This is a genomic window from uncultured Methanobrevibacter sp., assembly GCF_937881195.1.
GTDB lineage: Archaea > Methanobacteriota > Methanobacteria > Methanobacteriales > Methanobacteriaceae > Methanobinarius.
In genome coordinates, this window is the sequence record NZ_CALGFC010000010.1 from 1 (window position 1) to 4,032 (window position 4,032).

Here is a 4,032-nt window from a genome sequence, read left to right on the forward strand (position 1 = left end):
CGTTATATTCAGGTATAATGAAGTGAATTTTTTTGGGGGTTTTTTTAAGTGATGTTTTTTCTTTTAATTGTTTAGTGAATGTTCATTATTTTTATTAATGGGGAAAAAATTAGTTATAAAAAGTTTCTTTTATAATGTAATCTTTTCCTGATTAATAAAAGATGAGGGTATTATAGCACTCCTATTTGAGAATTATATTATATTATTTTTTTAATTAAAGTTTATAGTCAATTTTATTTTAGATTATAATATTTTTTTTCAAAAAATAACATAACGAGTGATTAATATGCAATTATTTCATTCTTTTTTTTAATCAAAATGATTTAATCTACTGATTGATGGTGATAAAATCGAATTAAATTAAAAAAATAATAAAAAAATTTTTAATATTAAATGGAGGTGAAAAATATGGAAAAAACTATAAACTATAAAAAAATATCAATCCACACTTTAATCATAGTAGCTATCATATTATTTGCTGCAATAAGCTTACAAAGTGGATTTGCAACTACAACCACTACTATCGATAATCAAACTTCTGGTGGAATAAGCAAAGCAATCAATGATTCAGCTCCGGGCGACATCATAGAACTTGACGAAGGAACATATACAGGCAACAACAATACTAACATGACAATAAACAAAAACATCACAATACAAGGAAAAACCAAAGATAAAGTAATAATTGACGCACAGGGACTATCTAGGATATACACAATAGGAACTGGTTATAATATAACATTTATAAATATAACATTCATAAATGGGAATATTATTGGAAATAATGGGGGAGCAATATTGAGCAATAATGTAAATAATAGGTTAACTATAATAAGCTGTACATTTATCGATAACATAGCAATTAATACAACAACTACCAATGGTCGAGGTGGTGCAATTTCCAATGCTGGTCATTTTATGACTATTATTGATTCTAATTTCATAAATAATATTGGAATTGAAAGTGCTGGCGCAATTTTTAATAGTGGTGCTAACATGATTATTATGGGGTCTAATTTCATAAATAACACGGCAAATTCTACTAATGGTGGTGCAATACGTAATACTGGTAATAATGTTACTATATTTACTTCTATTTTTAGCAATAACCTAGCAATTGGTAATGGTGGTGCAATTTGGTTTAATGTTGCAGGTAATTTTACTTTAATTAACTCTACTTTCATAAATAACAAAGGGAATAATGGTGGTGCATTTTCAAATAATGGGGGTAATAATGTAACTATATTTGATTCTATTTTTATTAATAATACTGCAATATCTACTGGTGGTGCAATTTACAATCCCGATACTGGGGATAATAACTTAACTATATTTGATTCTATTTTTATTAATAATACAGCAATATCTACTGGTGGCGCAATACGTAATAATGCTAATGGTACTAATATAATTGGTTCTACTTTTATAAACAATACTGGATCAAGTGGGGGAGCAATTCAGAATAGTGGAAGTAATGTTATTATTTTAGGTAATGATATGACTGGAAATAAAGCTATTAACAATGGTGGAGCTATTTCTATTAGTAATAATAGTGACAATTGTACTGTGATTGGTAATATTATTGAGAATAATACTGCTAGTAATGGTGGAGGTATTTTTAATAATGGTAGTTCTACTATTATTGGGGATAATATTATTAAGGATAATAATGGTGATGGTATAACTAATGAAGGTAATGCTACTATTGTTGATAATGTGATTGTTGGTAATGGTGGTTATGGAGTTTCTAATAATGGTACTGTTATTATGGAAGGTAATACTATTTCTGCTAATTTAGATCAAGAATCGATATTAGCTATTAGTTCTAGTGTTTCTGGTAGGGTAGTGACTGTGACTGTTAAGGCTACTGATATTGTTGGTAATGTTCTTGTTGGTGCTACTGTTAATTTCTATGTTGACGGTGTTTTACTGGGAACTGAAATAACTGATAATGATGGTGTTGCTCAATTCATATACACTGCAACCAAAGCAGGGACAAATGATATTCTTGTTGTTATGGATGAGTTTAGTGTAATTGATGTGGATGATAATGAGTTTATTTATTCTACTGTTAGCAATACTACAAGTGTGGATGTAGCTAAGTTCAATACTAATGTTACTATTGTTGTTTCTAATGCTACTGCTGGTAAACAAACAATTGTTCGCGGTGTTCTTGTAGATGATAATGGAAACCCTATAAGTGGTGCTAGTTTGAATGTTGTTATTGGTGGTAAATCTTATGGTGTAGTTACTGGTGCAGATGGTAGATGGGAATTACCTTATATTCCATCTAAAGTAGGTAATTATAATGCAAAGGTTTACTATAATGGGGATAATCTTTATTTAGCTTCTACTGGTAGTGTAGCTTATACTGTTGCTCAAGAAGAGTTTGGTATTCCTCAAGTACCAAATATCCGACTTGTTAAAAGGAATAATAGCAAAGCTGTTAGACATGGAAATGTTGTTTATATGAAATGGTTGACTTTTAAAAACTTTGGGGCTTCTGGCTCACAAACAATAAATGCAAAAGTCATAATTAAAAACCTAAAATACAAACTATGGAAAGTATACAACAAAAAACTCAACTATAAATTTGCAAAAAACAACATAAAGTTCAAATTAAACCTAAAATCCAACGGCGTATTTAAACTAAAACTAAAAGTCTACAGACCAATAAAATAAAACTAGAAAACAAAAAATTAAAAACATTTTAAAGGGAAGAAAAGATTAAAATAAATAGATTTAAAATCTATATTTTTTAATTAAAAATCTTCCTATATTTTTTTTAAAATTCTATTAACTTTTTTATTTAGCTAAAATATTAAATTTATTCTTTTAAAATAGCTTATACTTGAATTTATTCTATTTTTCTTATTTATTCTATATTTAAAATTATTTTAATTATTTTATTAATCATTTTATTATTCATTTTATTATTCATTTTATTATTTATTTTATTATTCTTTTTATAATTTTCATTAAATGTATTGTTACCATGGGTAACATTTATATAGTTTGATTCATAAATAATATATTGTTACCATGGGTAACAGTTGTCACATTTGATGACTAAATTTTAACTTTAAAATAAAAAAATGAGGTATAAAAATGTATTTTGATGAAAATTTTAATGAAAACGAACTCGAAGATTTGTCATTAGCTAACTTCATGACAATAGCTAATAAAGCGTATATATTATATTTAAACCAAAAAATTGGTGATTTAAATATAAACATGGAACAAATTCCTTTAATATTCGAACTTGATAAAAAAGATAGCATTTCTAAAAAAGAATTAGCTAAATATTTATTTATGAATGATAGGAATACTACAAAAGCTTTTATGGAATTATATCACTTAGGAATAATTGATAAAAACTATATTCCAGAGGAAAATGATGATAAAAAATCCCATGTTAAAATATCTTTAACCTCTTATGGAAAATATATAGCTTCTGAAATCAGAAAAATTGATCAAGAGTGGGAAGAATTAATTTATAACAATATAGAATCTGCTGATAAAGAAAAAATAATTGAAAATATGAAAGAGGTAGCTGTTAGTTCTATTAAGACCAATGAAGATAATGATATATTTGAAAAAAATAAATCTAAAATCTTAAAAACAAAAGCTATTGCTGATAGGGTTATATCTAGACTTTTTGATTGTGATATTGATAATGATTATTCTAACTTTAGAAAAGATTGTTTCAATATGTTTAAAAATCATAATAAAGATTATGACTGTGAATTTGGAGATAGTTTCCATTTTAGGAATCATTTACATGGAAGAATGCACAGAAATAGAAGAGGTCCATTTTAATTCTTTTTCTTATATTATTTTTTAAATTTTGAAAATTTTTAAATCATTGAAAATGTTTATAATTGATTTAAAATTGAATAGAAATAGAATAAAAGATTTTTAGTTATATAATAAAAAATAAATAGGATTAAAACGACTATAAATTTAATTAGAAATAGTTTAATTAGAAATAGTTTAATTAGAAATAGTTTAATTAGAAATAGTTTAATTAGA

Annotated in this window: 2 protein-coding genes; both read left to right on the top strand. The window is 25.7% G+C overall.

Annotated features, from left to right (window positions below; genetic code table 11):
* The first annotated feature begins 408 nt into the window (after positions 1-408).
* Positions 409-2,682: a right-handed parallel beta-helix repeat-containing protein gene (locus Q0087_RS01230; RefSeq protein ID WP_297897589.1), complete on the top strand. Its 2,274-nt coding sequence runs from the start codon at positions 409-411 to the stop codon at positions 2,680-2,682.
* A gap of 426 nt (positions 2,683-3,108) precedes the next feature.
* Entirely contained in the window at positions 3,109-3,819 is a 711-nt protein-coding gene (locus tag Q0087_RS01235; RefSeq protein ID WP_297897592.1) for a hypothetical protein, read from the top strand.
* The last annotated feature ends 213 nt before the right edge of the window (positions 3,820-4,032 follow it).